The sequence below is a fragment of the Ancylobacter sp. genome (genome assembly GCF_965279025.1).
Classification (GTDB): domain Bacteria; phylum Pseudomonadota; class Alphaproteobacteria; order Rhizobiales; family Xanthobacteraceae; genus Ancylobacter.
In genome coordinates this window covers 3,200,597-3,218,761 of sequence record NZ_OZ257132.1, presented here as the reverse complement: position 1 = coordinate 3,218,761, position 18,165 = coordinate 3,200,597, and the positions used below count along the sequence as shown (strand labels likewise).

Genomic DNA, 18,165 nt, shown 5'->3' with positions numbered 1-18,165 from the left:
AACCGACGCGGCGCGCGCCGAGCCCTCACCCCTTGTCGGTAGGAAAGCCCGCGTCCTTCCAGGCGAGGATACCGCCCGCCATGTGCCGGTGCAGGTCGAGGCCCGCAGCCTGGGCGGCAGCAGCAGCCTTCTGCGAACGCTGGCCCGAGCGGCAGGAGAAGACCAGCGTCTTCTCGCCGGGATCCGGCAAGGCGGCGACATCGAAGGTGGAAAGCGGGAAGTCGACGGCGCCGGGAATGCGCTCGGCGGCCGTCTCGTTCGGCTCGCGCACATCCACGAGCAGAATGGTGCCGTCGTCGAGGCCGGCCTTGACCTCCTCGACCGTGAGGTTCTCGATCACGCCACCGAACGGATTGGGCTGCATCGTCGTGCTCCTTGGCTCCGGCAGGAGGTAGTCCGGCTGTCCCGGCAGCGCAAGTGCGTTTGCAGCCGCCGCCGTTCAGCCGGGGCCGCCCGGGCGGGCGGTCGCGACGCCGGCGACGACCAGCAGGCCGCCAAGGAAAACGGTCAGCGAGGGAATTTCGCCGAACATCAGCGCCGCCAGCGAGACGCCGACCACGATCTGCAGCAGCAGAACCAGCGAAATGAGCCCCGCCGGCAGCCGACCCAGCGCAAAGGTGGCGAGGCCCTGCCCCGTCGCATGGGCAATGAGGCCAAGGCCGATCACCGCCAGAAGCCCCTGGAGCGACCGCGGGATCAACACCTCGCCGGTCGCCACCGCCCAGCCGAGGCAGACCACGGCGCCGGTTGCGCTGGCAATGAGCGAGACCATGCCGCCGCCCAGGGGCAGCGCCTCCCCTCTCCCGGCGCGGCGAACCACACGCGTGACCAGCATGTAGCTGGCATAGAAAAGAGCCGCCAGGACACACAGCACATCACCAGCGACGCTCACCGGGTGCCCGCCGATGCCGCTGGCGTGGAAGGCGCTGGAGCCGATGATGATGACCGTGCCCATCAGCGCCATCACCAGCGCCACCATCAGTCCGCGCGTCGGCCGCTCCCGCAGGATGAGCCAGCCGAAGGCGAACACGAACACCACGGCAAGATTGCCGAGCAGCAGCGCATTGGCGGTGCTGGTCTGCGCCAGCCCCTTGTGGAACACGATGAGATCGCCGCCGAAGAACAACCCGGCCAGCATCGCCAGCAGCACCTGCTTGCGCGAGGGGCGTCGGGTAGCGCCGCCCACCCTACGGGCATGGCGGGCTGCGGCGCGATGCTCGGCATAGGCCCAGACCAGCATCGGCCCGAGCGCGAAGAACAGACGCCAGAAGCCAATGGCGGCGGGGCCGGCGTCGGCAAGCCGGACCAGCGGCGCCGAGAAGCCGATGCACATCGCGGCCAGGACCGCGGCGAAAAACGCCTGGCGCCGCAGATGCGTCTCGCCAGTCGCGGACGGGACGGAATGAGAGAGCGCGAGCGACGGCGCGATCACGGCGGCGGGGGGCGGAGACATTGCCGAACTCGACAGGTGCATTTATGGCGGAACGCAGCGCTGGCGAGCCGGCTTCCGGCTCTCGCTGCGGCGTGGAGTCGAATACCCACCCCAGCACAACCTGTTTAGACTGAAGACACGCATCGCGAAAGCGAGTTTATTTTGTCATTCCATCATCGTTTCTGATATGAATGGCGGTGTGTCGGCATCAGGCGCCGCACATCCTCATCGGGCGGACCGGAGGGCGCGATGCGACATCTCGACACCGAATCGCTTGGCATGCTGATCGCCATTGTTGATACGGGCGGGTTCACGGCCGCGGCCGAGCGCGTGGGCCGCACACAATCGGCGGTGTCCGCGCGCATCGCCCAGCTCGAAGATAATCTCGGCGTCCGGTTGCTGGAGCGCTCGCGGCGCGGCATTTCGCTCACCGAGACCGGGGAGCGCCTCGTCGCCCATGCGCGCCGGCTGCTGTCCTATGAGAGCGAGGCGTTGGCCGACCTGAAGGGCGGCACGCCCGAGGGCAGCGTGCGCGTGGGCATGCCGGACGACTATGTCGACGCCTATTTCACCCCCACCATCGCCCGCTTTGCCGCCGCCTATCCGCGCGTCGAGATTTCCATTCGCTGCGAGTTGTCCAAGCATATCGAGCCGGAAGTCGATCGCGGGCACATCGACGTCGCGCTGCTCACCCGCGACAGCGCCCGACCGACCGGCGAACTCATCAAGCGCGAAAAGCTGTTCTGGCTGGCGGCGCGCGGCTACCGGCCGGAGCGCAATTCGCCGCTGCCGCTGGCGCTTTTTCCCACCGGCTGCCGCGTGCGCCCGCACATTGCCTCCAGCCTGGACAAGGCGGGACTTGGCTGGCGCGTCGCCTGCACCTCGTCCTCGCAAGGTGGCATCCACGCGGCCATCGAGACCGGGTTGTGCATCACCGCCCTGCCGGAATGCGCCGCGCCGGCGGATTGGCGCCGGCTGGGCGCGGCGGAGGGCCTGCCGCCGCTGCCGGATATAGAGATCGCGCTGTTCCTCGCGCCCGCCGCCTCCTCGGCGGCCCGCCGCCTGGCCGACATGCTGCGCGCGGCGCTGGCCATGCCGGTGGTGGAAGCCGCCTGATCCGCCGGACGCGCGCCGCGGCGTCGAAAATTCACATGCAGAGCCTGCAGCGCCGCGCTATCGCTGCGCCATGAGCGATGCGCCGGCCCCTGTCGAGTCCACAGAAAAGGGAACGCCCCTGGAGGTGTTCCTTGTCTTCTTGCGTCTCGGCCTGACCTCGTTCGGCGGGCCGGTGGCGCATCTCGGCTTTTTCCGCGAGGAACTCGTGGGCCGCCGACGGTGGCTGAGCGAGGAGAGCTATGCCAGCCTCGTGGCGCTGTGCCAGTTCCTCCCCGGCCCGGCGTCCAGCCAGGTCGGCATGGCGGCCGGGTTGCTGCGCGCCGGGCCGGCCGGCATGGCGGCCGCGTGGGTAGGCTTCACCCTTCCCTCGGCGCTGCTCATGCTGGCCTTCGCCTATGGCGTCATGCATGCGGACAACGCCGGCATTGGCGGGGGATGGCTCAATGGGCTGAAGGTGGCAGCCGCCGCCATCGTCGCCGACGCGGTGCTCGCCATGGCGAGAACGCTCTGCCCGGACCGCCCGCGCCGCAGCCTCGCCCTTCTCGCCGCCGCGATGGCGGCGCTGCTGCCCGGAGCCTTCGGCCAGATTGGCGTCATCGTCGGCGGTGCCCTCATCGGCCTCGCCTTCATTCGGCTCGACGGCACGCCGGTGCGCGAGCCGGCGGGGACGTATCTGCCCGGCCGCGCTGCTTCCGTGGCCGCTTTCGCGCTCTTTGTGGTGCTGCTCGTCGGTCTTCCCCTGCTGGCGCAGACCAGCGGCAATGCCGGCATCGCGCTGTTCGACACGCTGTACCGCGCCGGCGCGCTGGTCTTTGGTGGCGGGCATGTGGTGCTGCCGCTTATCGAGGCGGAAGTGGTGAAACCCGGCGGGCTGACGCGCGAGGTGTTCCTCGCCGGCTATGGCGCGGCGCAGGCGGTACCGGGCCCGCTGTTCAGCTTTGCCGCCTATGTCGGCGCCATGATGCCGGGCTCGCTGCAGGGCGTGGCGGGCGGCCTGCTGGCATTGGTTGCGGCGTTCCTGCCCTCGGCCCTGCTCGTCTTCGCGGCGCTGCGCTTCTGGACCCGGCTGGCGGCGAACCGGCGGGTGCGCGACGGCCTCGCGGGCGTCAATGCCGCGGTGGTCGGCCTGCTCGGCGCGGCGTTCTGGGACCCGGTGGTGACATCGAGCATCACCTCCGGCCGCGCCTTCGCACTGGCACTGCTCGCTTATCTGGCGCTGGCGCTGTGGCGCGTGCCGGCCTGGGCGGTGGTCGCGGGCGCCGCGCTCGGCGGCGCCTTCCTGCTGTAAGATCCCCCCGCGCGCGGCAGGGCGGCAGTGCAGTGCTGCTGCAAACCCAGGCTGCAGAAACTACCGCTGCAAGCTGCGGAGGTCAGCCGCGCGACACCTTGAACGGGGCGAAGCTCTGGCAGGTGGCGAACGCCTGAATGCGGTTGATGTTGACGCGGCGCGGCAGGGTGGACGCGAAGAACACCTGCTCGGCGATATCCTCGCCACTCATCGCCTCGGTGCCGGCATAGACCCCCTCCGACTTCGCGGCATCGCCATGGAAGCGCACCAGCGAAAACTCGGTCTCGACCATGCCCGGCTCGATATTGGTCACGCGCACCCCCGTCCCGGCAACGTCGGAGATGAGGTTGAGCGCGAACTGCTTCACGAAGGCCTTGGTCGCCCCATAGGTGTTGCCGCCGGGATAAGCGTAATCGCCGGCGACCGAGCCGGTGAACAGCACGTGCCCCTCCTTGGCTTCCACCATCGCCGGCAGCGTCGCCCGGACGGTGTAGAGCAGGCCCTTGATGTTGGTCTCGACCATGTCGTCCCAGTCGTCGAGGCTTGCCTTCTGCGCCGGCTCCAGCCCCAGCGCGAGGCCGGCATTGGCGAACACCACGTTGAACGGGGCGAAGGCCTCCGGGACGCCGGCCAGCGCGGCGACCAGGGCGTCATTGTCGCGCACATCGACTTCCAGCGGGTGAAAATGGCTGCCGAGTTCATCGCGCAGCGCGATCAGGCGGTCGGCGCGGCGGCCGGTGCCGACGACGCGGGCGCCCGCCAGCGCAAAGCGCCGGGCCGTGGCGGCGCCGATGCCGGAGGTCGCTCCGGTGACAAGGACACGCAGTGTGGCGGGATCCAGCATCTGGTACATGGCGCAACTCCTCTTCGCTGCATCGCACATAGAACAGTTTGCGGCAGAATTGAACGTGCCGGCGTACAAAAGCCACCTCCGGCAGCTGCCTTCGGTAGTGCGGCCGCGTTAAGCCTTCGTTGAGCATAACCGCGCGAAATGGGGCCCTAGCGGAAGCCAAGACACGTTGCGGGGCGTTGGGGTCATGCTGATGCCATCTTCCCCGGGGAAACAGGGAGTGTGCGAATGCCACGCGAGGCCGCGCACCGTGTAGAATCTGAGCAGACGTCCGGCGAACTTTGCCGGGCGAGGAGTACAGCGTCGATGAAGTTCACCGCCGTCGCCATCACGTCCGCAACCGCCCTCCTTCTGGGCGGATGCAGCACGGTGCTCGACGGGTTCGGCGACAAGGATTCGAGCCCGGTCGAGACCAGCCAGATCACCCCGGCCCCCTCGGGCTCGATCACCAGCGCGCCCTTCCCGGCGCCGGCCGCGACGACCTACGGCGCCTCGGCCAGCACCGCCGCCGCCGCCGTGACCCCGACAGAGCGCACCACCGCCTCGCAGGTGGCGCTCGCCCCGCCGCCCGCCACCGCGCCGGGCGGCGTCGCCTATGCCGAGCCGGGCGCCGCGCGCACCCAACTCGCCGGCACCTGGAAATTCGCGTGGGACGACGGCCAGAAGAGCTGCAAGGTCACGCTGTCGACCGAGCGCGGCATGTCCGGCTTCGCCGCCACCGCCGATGTCGACTGCCCGAACGACATCTTCATGACCAAGGGCTGGGATGTGTGGGGCAACGAGATTGTCTTGCAGAACCATGTCGGCAAGGTCACGGCGCGGCTCCAGCCGGCCGCCACCGGCCAGTATGACGGCGTCGCCACCGGCGACGGCGCCAAGGTGACGCTGACGCGCTCCTGACGCCCGCAGCCCGTTTCAAGCGGCGCTGTCCAGCCTGCCCCTCCGGGACCGCGTCATTCCTCGCCCGTTGGCTCCCTCCCCGCCTTGTTCCGCGCGTCCCGCGACGTCGTGCGAGGCGGACATTCCGGTTGGATATTGAAAATACCAGCGCCTCGTCTTCGTGTTGTCTCGAAGGACGACGAAGGTGGGCTGTGAGAACTTGGCCACACCCTCGTTCACAAGATCGGGAACGTAAAATTAGATCGTGCGTTTCACGCTCATCGGCCTCATTTTAAGCATGAGGAAAGCTGATTGATTCGTGTCGGCGATCGGAGGAAGTTGTGATGCTGCAGTCTGCGAGCGTGACAGTGACGGTTCCGGCTGCCGCCAAGCTGCGCGAAGCTGACGCCCCCCGGATCGGCTATCCCCGGCGCGAGCCGGCCACGGTGGCGCAGATGATGTCCCAGCACCTCGATCTCGCCCGTCCCGGCTCGGACGCGGAGGCCCTGCGCGTGCTGAGGCAGGCCTTCCCCAGCGCATCTCTCGCGGCGCGGGTCGATGCCATGAAGCTGCGCGCCCGCTGAACGGCACTTTCCTTTGGCCGGTTCGGTCCGGCAATCCCGTCTTGAAATGTGCGGCAGCGTCTAGTTGAGGTGCCCGGGCCGGTCGCTGCGGTCCTCGCCGGTAACAGGCGCGGCGTGCGGTCCGGCATTTCCCGCCGCGACCATCTGTTTCTTCTCATGTTCGCGCGCCAGCTGCGTGTAGCGCATGGCCGAAAACGGCAGCGCCGCGAGATAGGCGACGCAGATGATGGACAGCACGGTCCACGGCCACGTGACCAGCACCGCCACGAACAGCACCACGCACACGAACAGCGGCAGCACCTTGTCGCGGGGGATGCGCGCGCCGAGACGCTTGCCGGAGAAGGCCGGCACCTTCGACACCATCAGCAACGCCAGGCACAGACAGTAAAACGCCGCCACCGCCGGCGAAGCGATGAGGCGCGGCAGGCCGATCAGTTCCAGATAGACCGGCAGCAGCACGCAGATCGCCCCGGCAGGCGCCGGCACGCCGGTGAAGAAGTCGCCGGCGAAGGGCGGCTTGTTGGGGTCTTCCAGCATCACGTTGAAGCGGGCGAGGCGCAACGCCGCGCAGATGGCGAAGGCCAGGGCGGCGATCCAGCCGACCGAGCCGAGCGTCTCCAGCCCCCACATATACAGCACCAGCCCCGGCGCCACGCCGAAGCAGACGAAGTCCGAGAGGCTGTCGAGCTCGGCGCCGAAGCGCGACGTTCCCTGCAGCATCCGGGCGAGCCGGCCATCGAGACCGTCGAGCACCGCCGCCAGCACGATGGCACCGAGCGCCAGTTCCAGCCGCCCCTCGATCGCCATGCGAATGCCGGTGAGGCCGGCGCACAGTGCCAGCAGCGTCACCAGGTTGGGCAGCAGCACGCGCAGCGGCACCGCCTGGAAACGCCGGCGCGGCGGTTCGGTCGCCTCGGGCTCGAAGGGAGAGAAAGGATCGGCCATCGCACGCTCGCTCGGTTGGATCAATCGACGCGGAAGGTCGGCTCGGTGCCCAGCGCCGCACGATCCGCCAGAACCGTCTCGCCGGCAATCGCCCGCTGGCCCTCGGCCACGGCCGGACGGGTGCCCAGCGGCAGGTAGACGTCGACGCGCGAACCGAAGCGGATCAGGCCGAAGCGCTCGCCCGGCGCCAGCAGGTCGCCCTCGCGCACGAAGCTGACGATGCGCCGCGCCACCAGGCCGGCGATCTGCACCACGCCCACCGGGCCGATGGCGGTGTCGAGCACCATGCCGCTGCGCTCATTGTCCTCGCTCGCCTTGTCGAGGTCGGCATTGAGGAACTTGCCGGGGCGATAGGCGATGCGGGTGATGCGGCCGGCCAGCGGCGCCCGGTTCACATGCACGTCGAACACGTTCATGAAGATGCACACGCGCGGCAGCGGCAAATCGCCCAGCCCCAGCTCGACCGGCGGCACGGCCGGGCCGACAAGGCAGACGCGCCCGTCGGCGGGAGACACAACTAGGCCTTCGCGCACCGGCGTCACCCGCTCGGGATCGCGGAAGAAATAGCAGATCCACAGCGTGATCAGCACGCAGATCCAGCCCAGCGGCGGGAACAGCCACAGCAGCACCGCCGAGACGGCAGCGCCGATCAGGATGAAGGGGTAGCCTTCCCGATGAACGGGGGCGAGACCGCTGCGGATCGAATCGAGGACGGACATCAACTAGCCTTTCTGCCCGGCGCCCATGGGGCAGGACCGGGTCCTGCCGCGAGAGGTAGGGCCAGCCGGCCCGCCCGTCAAATGCCGGATGCGCGACATGGTTCCGCACCGGCAGCCAAGCCGGTGCGGAAGGGCTTCAGGCGACGACGGCGTCCGGTGCCGCCACGGAGGTGGGCGCGGCGATGGCCGCATCCGCGTCGTCCTCGTCCGCTTCGCCGGCCGCCTTCAGCGTCTCGCGCGCCCGCTCGGCCTCGCGCTGGCGTTCCCACATGGAGTGGTACAGGCCCTGCCGGTCCATCAGCTCGTTATGGGTGCCACGCTCGGCGATGCTGCCATGCTCCAGCACGATGATCTCGTCGGCGCCCACCACGGTCGACAGGCGATGGGCGATGACCAGCGTGGTGCGCCCGCGCGAGACCCGCTCCAGCGCGTCCTGGATTTCACGCTCCGTGTGGCTGTCCAGCGCCGAGGTCGCCTCATCCAGAATGAGGATCGGCGGGTCCTTGAGGATGGTGCGGGCGATGGCGACGCGCTGCTTCTCGCCGCCGGAGAGCTTCAGCCCGCGCTCGCCGACCTCGGTGGCATAGCCCTTGGGCGTGCGGCGCACAAAGCCGTCGATCTGCGCCAGTTCCGCCGCGCGCGCCACGTCGGCGTCACTGGCGCCGGTGCGGCCGTAGCGGATGTTGTAGCCGAGCGTGTCGTTGAACAGCACCGTGTCCTGCGGCACCATGCCGATGGCGGCGCGCAGGCTCGCCTGCGTCACCTCGCGCACATCCTGCCCGTCCACCAGAATGCGCCCGCCATTGATGTCATAGAAGCGGTAGAGCAGCCGCGAGATGGTGGACTTGCCGGCGCCGGAGGGACCGACAATGGCCACGGTGCGCCCGGCCGGCACCTCGAAGCTGACGCCCTTGAGAATCTCGCGCTCGGGATCATACGAGAACCGCACATCCTCGAAACGCACCGTGCCGCCCTTCAGCTCCAGCGGCGCGGCGCTCGGGCGATCGCGGATCTCCGGCGAGCGGGCGAGAATGGCGAACATCGCCTCGATGTCGATCAGCGACTGCTTGATCTCGCGATAGATCATGCCGAGGAAGTTCAGCGGCTGGTAGAGCTGGACCATCATGGCGTTGACCATGACGAAGGAGCCGACCGACTGGCGCCCGGCGCGGATGTCGAACACGCACAGCGCCATCACCGCCGTGAGGCCGAGGGTGAAGATCGCCGCCTGCCCGGCATTCAGCCAGGCGAGCGAGGTGTGGGTGGTGACGGTGGCGCGCTCGTAGCGAGCCATGGAGCGGTCATAGCGCTCGGATTCCCATTTCTCGGCGCCGAAATACTTCACCGTCTCGTAGTTGAGCAGGCTGTCCACCGCCTTGGCGTTGGCCTCGGTATCGCTCTCGTTCATCGCCGCGCGGATGCCCATGCGGTACTCGGTCATCACGAAGGTGAAGACGGTGTAGCCGAGGATCATGCCCACCGTGGCCGCGACATAGCGCCAGTCGAACTGCCAGAACAGCACGCCGATCACCATCGCGAATTCGAGGATGGTGGGGCCCAGATGCAGCACCAGCATGCGCACGATGGTTTCGATGCCCTCGCGCGAGCGCTCCAGCACCCGCGTCAGGCCGCCGGTCTTGCGCTCGAGGTGGAAGCGCAGCGACAGCGCGTGCATGTGCTGGAAGGTCTCCAGCGCGAGGCGCCGCACCGCGTGGATCGCCACCTTGGCGAACAGCCCGTCGCGCCACTGCGTCAGCGACGCCATCACGATGCGCGAGAAGCCATAGGCCAGCGTCAGCATCAGCGGGCCGGCGATGAGCCACGCGATGGTATCGGTGGAAATGCGGGCGCCCTCGCCTTCCGCTACCGCGTCGGTCGCCCATTTGAAGAAGAAGGGCGTCGACATGGTGGCGATCTTGGCAAGGACCAGCAGCAGCAGGCCCCAGACGACGCGCGTGCGCAGATCCGCCCGGTCGGCCGGCCAGAGATAGGGCCACAGGCCCCTCAGCGCGACGAGCAGGCTGCCGCGCGGGTTGATCTCGGAGGCCTTGGGGGAGCGCGAGGCGGCCGGGCCGCCATCGGTTGCGGACATAGGAATTCCAGTTCTTCTCAGTCGCGGGCGGCAGGGGCCCGGTTGGTGTCGGCTGTCGTGCAGATAGGGACGTGGGGCGCTCAGACCAGAGCGTCCTCGCGCGTATCAGGGTTGCCGGCCTCGCTGCCGCCGGGCACGGCCGGAGGCGTCGCGACGAGCAGGGCGAAGAGCGGCGCCAGATCCTCCGCCAATGCCGCGACGGTCGCGCGGTCGAGGCAGTAGCAGGAGCGCGGCCCCTCGATGGTGCCGGTGATGAGCCCCGCCTCCTTCAGCACTTTCAGGTGCTGCGAGACGGTGGACTGGGCCAGCGCCAGCCCGCGCACGATCTGCCCGCACTGGCAGCGCTCGTTCCGCGCCAGCGCCCGCACAATGGCAAGCCGCGCCGGATGCGCCAGCGCCCGCAGGCGCAGGGCCAGCAGGTCATCGTCGCGTTCGGAAGAGGCGGAGGCGGAAGACATCGTCATCGTCTATCGTCGATAGACGATGATTTCAAGACGGCAGCGGCCAGCGTGAGGCGACAACTACCCCGATGCCACTCATAGTGGTGTCCCATCCACGGAGAAGGTCGATTCGTGTCTCGCCAGCATGCCACTCCGCTGCTCCTGCGCAGCGACAGCACCACTGCCCCCTTGAAGCTGACGCCAATGGCGATGCTGGCTGGCGAGGGAGCTGTCGCCGAGACCGATATTCAGCGGCTGGTGCACGAGCATCCGACTGTTCTGCCAATCGAGGAGATCGACCCCACCTTTGTCGGCGCCGTTTCGATTTGCCGCGAACTGCGCACGCCCGCCGGCCCCATCGACAATTTCCTGGTCACGCCGGGCGGCCTGCCGGTGCTTGTGGAGTGCAAGCTTTGGCGCAATCCGGAAGGTCGGCGGGAGGTGGTCGGCCAGATTCTCGATTATGCCAAGGAGCTTAGCCGCTGGACCCAGTCGGACCTTCAGCGCGAGGCCAATGTGCGGCTGCGGACGACCGGCAATATTCTCCTGGAGAAGGTGCGAGAGGTCGCGCCCGAGGTGGACGAGATCGCCTTCAACGATGCCCTCAGTTCCAATCTCCGACGTGGGCGCTTCCTTCTTCTGATCGTCGGCTACGGCATCCGTGAGGGCGTAGAGGCCATCACCGAATATCTGCAAAGGCACGCGGGCCTTCACTTCTCCTTCGGTCTGGTCGAGCTTCCCATCTTCCTCCTTCCCGACGGCAGCCGCCTCGTGACGCCCCGGGTGCTGGCCCGCACCGTCAACATTGTCCGCCAGGTCGTTGCGGTTCCGGAAGGCATGGCCATCGCCGATGTTGGCTCTGATGACGAAAGCGCGGAGTCGATAGACCCCGACCAGGCCGAGTTGGCGGCCAGGCGCCAGCAATTCTGGAAAGAGTTCCTCGCCGTTCTGAAGCTCGACGACCCCGAGCAGCCGATTCCCCGTCCCGCGCGGCAGGGCTATCTCAGCTTCATGTTCCCGGCGCCGAATGGCAGCAGCTGGCTGACGGTTTATCGCGACATGAAGAAGAACGAGGTGGGCGTTTTCCTGTCCGCCTCGCGCAACAGCGCGGGTGAATACGCGGCGGCGACGATCGCCGAGGAATGGAACTCCGTTCAGCCCCAACTGGGCGGCACGGCGGCACTCTGGAAGGACAGCTATGGCCGCCCGAAAGTCGGCGACCATCGCAGCTTCTCAGACCTTGAAAACCCCGGCCAGCGCGAACTGGCCTTCGCATGGCTGGCCGAACGGGTGAACACCTTCGTCAATGTCCTGCGCCCGCTTGTCCGTTCCGCAGTAGACGACTATCGAGCACGCGAAGGTCTGTGAGCGGTCCTCACGGAACCTCGACGCCCCGCAGCAACTTCACACCGCAGGCCGGACGGCCGGACTTGACGGGCCTATTGCGCAGTGCACCATGGTATCTATGACAAAGATCAAGAGCATATGCGTCTATTGCGGTGCGGCTACGGGAGCCGAGGCCGTCTATCTCGAAGCGGCTACGGCCCTCGGCCGGTTACTGGCCGCCGAAGGCATCCGCCTCGTCTATGGCGGCGGCGGCGTGGGGCTGATGGGGGCGACCGCCCGCGCCTGCGCCGAGGCCGGCGGCAAGGTGACGGGAATCATCCCCGACTTCCTGCTCGGCAAGGAGCAGGCCTTCGACCACGCTCACGAGCTGATCGTCACCAAGGACATGCATGAGCGCAAGCGACTGATGTTCGAGCGCGCCGATGCCTTCATCGCGCTGCCGGGCGGTATCGGCACGCTGGAGGAATTGATCGAGCAGCTCACCTGGGTGCAGCTCAATCGGCACTCCAAGCCGGTGATGGCGCTGAACATCGCCGGCTTCTGGGACCCGCTGCTGACGCTGCTCGACCACATGCAGTCGACCGGCTTCGTCAACATCGCCCGCCCGGTAAAGCTGCTGGTGGCGCATAATGTGCGCGCCATTCTGCCCAAGCTGCAAGGCGCCGTCGCCCATCTCGGCGAGGGGGAACTGCACGGCGAGGCCGAGGAGCGGGTGCTCGACCGGATGTGAGTGGTCGGCCTTGCGGGCCGGCCTCCCTCCGGCTTTCGTGATGCCGAGGGCGATGGCGTTGCGAGGCCAAGGACGGTATTCAAGGGCCGTCGCCACTCCGGCCCGCACGAGTTCATCATGTCGTTCTCCACCCATATCGGCCGCCGCTCCCTGGCACGGCTGCTGCCAGCGGCCGGTATCTCACTCACCCTCGCGGTCGCGCCGAGCGCGCAGGCCTGCACCTCGCTGATCTATCGCGATGCCAATGGCGGGGTTTATTTCGGCCGCACGCTGGAGCTGGCGATGGAGCTTCCCTACCGGGCGACCTATCTCCCGGCCGGCCAGCGCTATACGTCGACCGCCGACGCCGGTGCCCCCGCGCTCACCTACACCACCAAATACCGCATGCTCGCGATCACCGTGCCGGACGGCTCGCTTGACGATTTGAAGATCGTCGAGGGCTTCAACGAGAGGGGCCTCACCTTCAGCCTGCTCGCCTTCGCCGGCGCCGCTGGGCCCGCGCGCGCCTTCGAGATGACCAAGGCTGCGCTCTCCGCCATCGATCTTGGTTCCTGGACGCTCGGCCAGTTCCAGGACGTGGCCGAAGTGAAGGCCGCACTTGCCAGCCAGCCGGTGCTGCTTGCCCCCCTGGCCGTGCTCGGCAACGCCAAATCGCCGTTCCACTATGTGCTGCATGACCGGAGCGGCGCCTCGATCGTCATCGAATTCGCCAATGGCAAGCAGACCGTCTACGACAACCCGGTGGGGGTGATGACCAACGGGCCGGAACTGCCCTGGCATCTCACCAACCTGAACAACTACACCTTCCTCAGCAATGTCGATCAGTCGAGCGGCCAGTTCGGCTCGCTGAAGGTGGCCCAGCCCGATTCCGGCATCGCCACGGCGGGACTGCCGGCGTCGAACACATCGGTGGGGCGCTTTGTACGCGCGGTCTATTATTCGCAATACGCGCAAAAGGTGACCAAGCCCGACGACGCGGTGCGCACGCTCGCCCACATCATGAACAATTTCGACCGCCCCAAGGACATCACCATCGACACCAACTCTGGGGGCAATGAGGGCATCGCGGCGGTGGCTACCAAGGATTCCCCGCCCTTCACCAGCGAATACACGTCCTGGACGGCGCTGACCGATCTGAACCGCAGCGTGCTCTATGTCCGCACCTATGGCGGGATGAACTACAGCAGCTTCGATCTCACCAAGCTCGCGGCCGGCGACGCGGTGGTCTCGCTGCCGCTGGCAACGCTGAACGGCATGGCTGGCGACGCCACCGCCGCTCTCATCGCCGCCAAGGCACCCTGAGGGGAATGAGAAAAGCGCCCGGGCGATGTTCCGGGTGCTTGCCGTCAGTGCGTCGTCTCAGGAGCCGCCAGCGTCTTTTCCAGCGTCGTGTTGCCGAGCCAGACCCCGCCGAGCGAGACGGTGTTGCGCTGCTTGGGAGTGAAGCCGCGCTTGGTGAAGAAATCGAGCGCGGTGTCGCTGGCATCGACGGTGAGGCTCGTCGCCCCGCGCGCACCCGCCAGCCGCTCGACGGCGTCATAGAGCAGCGCCGCGATGCCCTCGCCCGCTACTTCAGGGCGCACATAGAGTATATCGATCAGCCGGTTGTCGGCCAGCGCGATGAAGCCCACCGTCTCGCCCTCGCGCGTGGCGACAAGCGTGAGTTGGTCGGTGAGCCGTGCCGCCAGCGCCTCTTCGTCGGAGGCCACAGCCGCCCAGGCTTCCTGCTGATCCGTGTCGTAATCCTCGCCGGTCAGTTCGAGAATTGCCGCCTCGGCGATGGCGGCGAGCATCGGCACATCGCCCGGCAACGCCGGGCGCAGCGCGGCGGCCGGGGCCTTCTTCGCGTCCCCGCTCACCGCTTCGGCTCCCATGAGGTGGTGCCGTCCTTGTTGTCCTTCAGCGCCACGCCGAGCGCCAGAAGCTCGTCGCGGATGCGGTCGGAGGCCGCCCAGTCGCGGTTGCGGCGGGCCTCGATGCGCTCGGCGATCCGCGCCTCGACCGCTTCGGCCGGAATGGAAAGCTCGGGCACCCGCGCCGCCGCCCAGGCCTCCAGCGGGCCGGGCTCGAAGCCGAGAAAGGCCAGCGTGCCCGCCAGCGCCTTCTTGCCGGCATGGTCGCGCAAGGCGTGCATCTCGGCGATGGCCTTGGGCGTGTTCAGGTCGTCGGCCAATGCCTCCAGCACCGCCGTCGCAGGGCGCGGATAGGCGTCGGGCGCCGCCGCGTCGAACCACTGTTCCAGCGTCTTGGCACTATCCTCCAGCCCTTTCAGCGTCCAGTCGATGGGCTGGCGGTAATGGGTCTTCAGCATGTTCAGCCGCAGCACCGGGCCGGGCCAGTCGGCGAGCAACTGGCGGATGGTGATGAAGTTGCCGAGCGATTTCGACATCTTCTCGCCTTCCACCTGCAGGAAGCCATTATGCATCCATACCTTGGCCATCACGCCGGAATGGAAGGCGCAGCGCGACTGCGCGACTTCGTTCTCGTGGTGCGGGAAGACCAAGTCGATGCCGCCGCCATGAATGTCGAAGGTCTCGCCCAGATGCTTCCACGACATGGCGGAGCACTCAATGTGCCAGCCCGGACGGCCCTGCGCCGCGATGCCGGCGGGCGACGTCCAGCCCGGCTCGCCGGGCTTGGAGGGCTTCCACAGCACGAAGTCCATCGCGTCCCTCTTATAGGGCGCGACATCGACCCGGGCGCCGGCCAGCATGTCGTCCAGCGGCCGGTTCGAGAGCTTGCCGTAATCGGGCATGGACGGCACCGAGAACAGCACGTGGTCCTCGGCGACATAGGCGTGGCCGGAGGCCACCAGCTTCTCGATCAGCTGGCGCATCTCATGAATATGCTCGGTGGCGCGCGGCTCCACATCCGGGTGCAGCACGCCGAGCGCTTCGAGATCGTCGTGGAACTGCGCCTCGGTGGTGAAGGTCACCCGGCCGATCGCCTCATTGAGGTTGAGGCCCGGGAATTCGCTGGCGGCGCGCGCGTTGATCTTGTCGTCCACGTCGGTGATGTTGCGCACATATTTGACATGGTCGGCGCCATAGAGGTGGCGGAGCATCCGGTAGAGCAGATCGAACACGATCACCGGGCGCGCATTGCCGATATGGGCGAAGTCATAGACCGTCGGGCCGCACACATACATGCGCACCTTCGCCGGATCGAGCGGTGCGAACACCTCCTTGGTCCGGGAGAGCGTGTTGTAGAGCTTGAGCTCGGGAAGCGCCTGCGCGTTGGTGCCCGACATATCTGTGCCTTCCGGATCCTGCCGCGTCAGGTGAGGCACGGCGCCGCGTCTGTCGTCGGTTTGGCCGGCCGCGTCAAGCCGAACGCCGCATATCTGCGCATTCGCCCGGTCACGCGGCCAATCGCATGACGGCGGATCGCGGTATGGTTGACGCTGCGGGGCGGGCCGGGCTATCCCCCGCCAACGACGACGAGCGCGCGAAAAACATTAAGGGTCGGTTCAAACCTTTTCGCCACATTCGCGTTGTCCTGCCGCCACCTTGTCGTCACAAGAAATGCTCCCGCCATGATCGCGAATGCACGCGGCTTCCGCCGCCTCCGTCCTGCCCTGTTCGCCCTTGCCCTGTCGTTCGCACCCGGCCTCGCCGTGGCGGACGAGAGCAACGGCATCTTCCTTGTCGACCTGTCAGACGGCTACGGAATCGACACCTGCGTCGCCTCCGGCTCGCCCTGCGGCCAGGCGATGGCAGATGCCTGGTGCCGCGTGCATGATTTCGAGCGCGCCACCAGCTTCGGCATCGCCCGCTCGGACGCTACGCCGGTCAAGGCCAGCGCCAAGCCGGTGCGCACCGCCGCCTGCGAAGGCGCGGCCTGCCAGGAAGCCGTCGCCATCACCTGCGCGCGCTGAGCGCATCGCGCCTGCACGCTTCGATCTCGGGCGCGTCGAGCAGACGCGCCCCGCGCCTCATTTCAGATAGTCGCCGCATTTGGGCGCCTCATTGGTCGCACCCCACGGCATGACCGGCACGGTCGAGGTCGAGTTCTTCGGGCTGCCCTCGATCAGCCTGTCGGAATAGACCAGATAGACCAGCACGTTGCGCTTGGCGTCGCAGCCACGCACGATCTGCATCTTCTTGAAGATCAGCGAGCGGCTCTCGCGATAGACGATATCGCCCTGGTCGAACTTGCTCTTGAAGGTGATGGGGCCGATCTGCCGGCAGGCGATCGAGATGTCCGACACCTCCTCCGCGACGCCCAGCATGCCTTTCACGCCGCCCTTCTCGGGCACGGTGTAGTGGCAGGCCACGCCATCCACCACGGGGTCGTCGATCCCATAGGTCGCCAGCTTGTCGTCGGGCGTGAGGAATTTCCACACCGTCGATTTGCGGAAGATGAGGTCCGGCTCCTGCGCCCGGACGGGGCCGGCTGCGAGACTGGTGGCCAGCACGAGGGCGGCGAGAGCGAAAGCGCGGAACGTGGAAACCCGGAAGGCGCGTGTCATGCGGATGTGAACTCCGATCGCAACGCTCCGCATATGGGGGTGCGCGAAGGCAGCGCAACGGGCGGCGGCCGCGACGCATGACGAACGGTTACCCGCTTGTGCTCCGGGGCGAAAGCCGCTTCAAACTTTCGACAACCTTGCAGTGCTCCTTGCGGCCTCCGCCCGATTCCGGCACACCGGCTCATCTCCGACACCCGATTGCAGTCCCCTTGATGACATTCCGCCGCCACCGCCTCGCTGCCCGCCGCGCCGTCCGTTTCCTGGCCGCCGCGATGCTCGTCGCCTCGACCGGCCTCGCAGGCGCGCAGGACTATCCGCCCGGAAGCGTGGACGGCGGCGATCGCTCGACCTGCATCCGGCTGGAAGGCCAGCTTGCCGGCCTCGACCGCGGCCGCGGCGGTGGCCAGCCCGATCTCGGCGCCGCCATTGCCCAGCAGCAGCAGGACATCGCCAACCTGTCGGCCCAGGTCCGCCAGCTCGGGTGCGACAAGCGGGGCTTCCTGATTTTCCAGCCGCAGCTCCCGCCGCAGTGCGAGGCGCTCAACCGTCGCCTGACGCAGGTTCGCTCGACCCTCGACCGCACCATGATGCAGGCGCGCGGGCAGCAGAGTGGCAATGACGAGCAGCGCCGCCAGCTCATCTATGCCCTCGCCCAGAACAATTGCGGCGCGCAGTATCAGGCAGCCCTCGGACAGGGCAGTGGCCAGGGCGCCGGCGGCAATTACGGCAACCAGAACCGCCGCCCGCGCAACTTCATCGAGCAGCTCTTCGGCGTGCCGCTCGAGGAAGCCGAGCCGCTTGACGTGCAGCCGCTGGAGATGCCGAAGGTCTCGACCTATCGCACCGTCTGCGTGCGCACCTGCGACGGCTTCTTCTTCCCGGTCTCCTTCGCTGCCACCCCGGCGAAGTTCGGCTCGGACGAGGCGCAGTGCCAGCGCCAGTGCCCCGGCACGGAGGCGCGCCTGTTCGCCTATCGCAACCCGGGCGAGGATATCAACCAGGCGGTCGGCATTAACGGCCAGACCTACATGTCGCTGCCGACCGCGCTGCTGTTCAAGAAGCAATTCGTGCCTGCCTGCACCTGCCGCCCCACCGGCATGAGCTGGTCGCAGGCACTTGCCGGGCAGGAAGACCCGACCCTGCGCAAGGGCGATATCGTCGTCACCGAGGATGCCTCGCGCGAAATGGCGCAGCCGCGACCGGCAGCGCCCCCGGCAACCAAGAAGCCCTGAACCACCAATAAGCCCTGACCGCCAAGAAGCCCTGACCGGT

The 18,165-nt window shown here is 67.7% G+C and carries 19 protein-coding genes; 9 read left to right on the top strand and 10 right to left on the bottom strand.

Features of this window, described 5'->3' with window-relative positions; genetic code table 11:
- Positions 1–25 precede the first annotated feature (25 nt).
- Both ACQY76_RS14865 and ACQY76_RS14860 read right to left on the bottom strand, forming a co-directional pair.
- The gene (locus tag ACQY76_RS14865) at positions 26–364 is read right to left on the bottom strand and encodes a rhodanese-like domain-containing protein (protein WP_428029514.1); all 339 of its coding nucleotides are present in this window, start codon (positions 362–364) and stop codon (positions 26–28) included.
- 75 nt (positions 365–439) lie between these two features.
- Positions 440–1,453, bottom strand: a complete 1,014-nt coding sequence (locus ACQY76_RS14860; protein WP_428029513.1) for a DMT family transporter — start codon at positions 1,451–1,453, stop codon at positions 440–442.
- Positions 1,454–1,681: 228 nt separating this feature from the next.
- Here ACQY76_RS14860 and ACQY76_RS14855 point away from each other — a divergent pair, with 228 nt between their 5' ends.
- Positions 1,682–2,548, top strand: coding sequence for a LysR substrate-binding domain-containing protein (locus ACQY76_RS14855; protein ID WP_428029512.1), 867 nt, complete (start codon positions 1,682–1,684; stop codon positions 2,546–2,548).
- A 124-nt stretch (positions 2,549–2,672) separates the two neighbouring features.
- A complete protein-coding gene (gene chrA / locus ACQY76_RS14850) occupies positions 2,673–3,836 on the top strand; it encodes a chromate efflux transporter (protein WP_428029511.1) in 1,164 nt (387 codons plus the stop codon).
- Between the two features lie 82 nt (positions 3,837–3,918).
- Here chrA and ACQY76_RS14845 read toward each other — a convergent pair whose 3' ends face one another.
- Positions 3,919–4,689, bottom strand: a complete 771-nt coding sequence (locus ACQY76_RS14845; RefSeq protein WP_428029510.1) for an SDR family NAD(P)-dependent oxidoreductase — start codon at positions 4,687–4,689, stop codon at positions 3,919–3,921.
- Positions 4,690–4,992: 303 nt separating this feature from the next.
- Here ACQY76_RS14845 and ACQY76_RS14840 point away from each other — a divergent pair, with 303 nt between their 5' ends.
- Both ACQY76_RS14840 and ACQY76_RS14835 read left to right on the top strand, forming a co-directional pair.
- Entirely contained in the window at positions 4,993–5,586 is a 594-nt protein-coding gene (locus ACQY76_RS14840) for a protease inhibitor Inh/omp19 family protein (RefSeq protein WP_428029509.1), read from the top strand.
- Between the two features lie 323 nt (positions 5,587–5,909).
- Positions 5,910–6,149 carry a transferase gene (locus ACQY76_RS14835; RefSeq protein WP_428029508.1) on the top strand — a complete coding sequence of 80 codons (240 nt, stop codon included), beginning with the start codon at positions 5,910–5,912 and terminating at the stop codon, positions 6,147–6,149.
- Positions 6,150–6,209: 60 nt separating this feature from the next.
- Here ACQY76_RS14835 and pssA read toward each other — a convergent pair whose 3' ends face one another.
- The 4 genes from pssA to ACQY76_RS14815 all read right to left on the bottom strand — a co-directional run bounded on the left by pssA (position 6,210) and on the right by ACQY76_RS14815 (position 10,369).
- Entirely contained in the window at positions 6,210–7,094 is an 885-nt protein-coding gene (gene pssA / locus ACQY76_RS14830) for a CDP-diacylglycerol--serine O-phosphatidyltransferase (RefSeq protein ID WP_428029507.1), read from the bottom strand.
- Between the two features lie 20 nt (positions 7,095–7,114).
- Positions 7,115–7,813, bottom strand: a complete 699-nt coding sequence (locus ACQY76_RS14825; protein WP_428029506.1) for a phosphatidylserine decarboxylase — start codon at positions 7,811–7,813, stop codon at positions 7,115–7,117.
- Positions 7,814–7,949: 136 nt separating this feature from the next.
- A complete protein-coding gene (locus tag ACQY76_RS14820; RefSeq protein ID WP_428029505.1) occupies positions 7,950–9,905 on the bottom strand; it encodes an ABCB family ABC transporter ATP-binding protein/permease in 1,956 nt (651 codons plus the stop codon).
- Between the two features lie 80 nt (positions 9,906–9,985).
- The gene (locus tag ACQY76_RS14815; RefSeq protein ID WP_428029504.1) at positions 9,986–10,369 is read right to left on the bottom strand and encodes an ArsR/SmtB family transcription factor; all 384 of its coding nucleotides are present in this window, start codon (positions 10,367–10,369) and stop codon (positions 9,986–9,988) included.
- Between the two features lie 108 nt (positions 10,370–10,477).
- On the opposite strand from ACQY76_RS14815, the gene ACQY76_RS14810 reads away from it, so the two are divergent.
- The 3 genes from ACQY76_RS14810 (at position 10,478) to ACQY76_RS14800 (ending at position 13,724) form a co-directional block, all read left to right on the top strand.
- Positions 10,478–11,713 carry a hypothetical protein gene (locus ACQY76_RS14810; protein WP_428029503.1) on the top strand — a complete coding sequence of 412 codons (1,236 nt, stop codon included), beginning with the start codon at positions 10,478–10,480 and terminating at the stop codon, positions 11,711–11,713.
- Between the two features lie 88 nt (positions 11,714–11,801).
- Positions 11,802–12,422 carry a TIGR00730 family Rossman fold protein gene (locus tag ACQY76_RS14805; RefSeq protein ID WP_428029502.1) on the top strand — a complete coding sequence of 207 codons (621 nt, stop codon included), beginning with the start codon at positions 11,802–11,804 and terminating at the stop codon, positions 12,420–12,422.
- Positions 12,423–12,539: 117 nt separating this feature from the next.
- The gene (locus tag ACQY76_RS14800) at positions 12,540–13,724 is read left to right on the top strand and encodes a linear amide C-N hydrolase (protein ID WP_428029501.1); all 1,185 of its coding nucleotides are present in this window, start codon (positions 12,540–12,542) and stop codon (positions 13,722–13,724) included.
- 44 nt (positions 13,725–13,768) lie between these two features.
- Here the strand turns inward: ACQY76_RS14800 and ACQY76_RS14795 are convergent, their stop codons facing one another.
- Both ACQY76_RS14795 and cysS read right to left on the bottom strand, forming a co-directional pair.
- Positions 13,769–14,296 carry a GNAT family N-acetyltransferase gene (locus tag ACQY76_RS14795; protein ID WP_428029500.1) on the bottom strand — a complete coding sequence of 176 codons (528 nt, stop codon included), beginning with the start codon at positions 14,294–14,296 and terminating at the stop codon, positions 13,769–13,771.
- Positions 14,278–15,672, bottom strand: a complete 1,395-nt coding sequence (gene cysS / locus ACQY76_RS14790; protein WP_428029499.1) for a cysteine--tRNA ligase — start codon at positions 15,670–15,672, stop codon at positions 14,278–14,280. The genes ACQY76_RS14795 and cysS overlap by 19 nt, the downstream gene beginning before the upstream one ends.
- A 285-nt stretch (positions 15,673–15,957) precedes the next feature.
- Between cysS and ACQY76_RS14785 the strand changes: the two genes are divergently transcribed.
- Positions 15,958–16,299 (top strand): hypothetical protein, encoded by a 342-nt coding sequence (locus ACQY76_RS14785; RefSeq protein ID WP_428029498.1) that lies wholly within the window; start codon positions 15,958–15,960, stop codon positions 16,297–16,299.
- A 57-nt stretch (positions 16,300–16,356) separates the two neighbouring features.
- Here ACQY76_RS14785 and ACQY76_RS14780 read toward each other — a convergent pair whose 3' ends face one another.
- Positions 16,357–16,893, bottom strand: a complete 537-nt coding sequence (locus ACQY76_RS14780) for a CreA family protein (RefSeq protein ID WP_428029497.1) — start codon at positions 16,891–16,893, stop codon at positions 16,357–16,359.
- 212 nt (positions 16,894–17,105) lie between these two features.
- Here ACQY76_RS14780 and ACQY76_RS14775 point away from each other — a divergent pair, with 212 nt between their 5' ends.
- Positions 17,106–18,125, top strand: a complete 1,020-nt coding sequence (locus ACQY76_RS14775) for a DUF2865 domain-containing protein (protein ID WP_428029496.1) — start codon at positions 17,106–17,108, stop codon at positions 18,123–18,125.
- The last annotated feature ends 40 nt before the right edge of the window (positions 18,126–18,165 follow it).